This is a genomic window from Psychrobacter sp. TB20-MNA-CIBAN-0197, assembly GCF_040309765.1.
Classification (GTDB): Bacteria; Pseudomonadota; Gammaproteobacteria; order Pseudomonadales; family Moraxellaceae; genus Psychrobacter; species Psychrobacter submarinus.
The window spans coordinates 1-275 of sequence record NZ_JBEOPC010000508.1 but is presented as its reverse complement, the minus strand read 5'-3'; the positions used below and the strand labels follow the sequence as shown (position 1 = coordinate 275).

The following is a 275-nucleotide window of genomic DNA, read 5'->3' as shown; positions in this document are numbered from 1 at the left end:
ATTTTCAACTACTTTGTGCCTTTAAGCTAAGTAATAAAAAGCGTACCTTTAAATAAGCAACTAAGCTAAATTGCTTTTTAAGAAGCCTATTCACACCAACTCTAAATTTACTTGTGTCCTGCTTGCAATTTGAATCATCACAACCCACAAATGTATAACTATAGCTGTTTACAAAAGCACGCCTAATATATTGCAGCATATTTGGCACTGCAGCACTTGGCGGCACAAGTTTGAATAAAGCATCTGTAAACGGGGCTTTATCTTCAATATTGGGC

Annotated in this window: 1 protein-coding gene; it reads right to left on the bottom strand. The window is 36.0% G+C overall.

From position 1 onward, the window contains the following. Nucleotides 1-4: 4 nt before the first annotated feature. Nucleotides 5-275: hypothetical protein (locus AAEY83_RS14715; RefSeq protein ID WP_351060038.1), on the bottom strand; the 271-nt coding region annotated here is incomplete at its 5' end.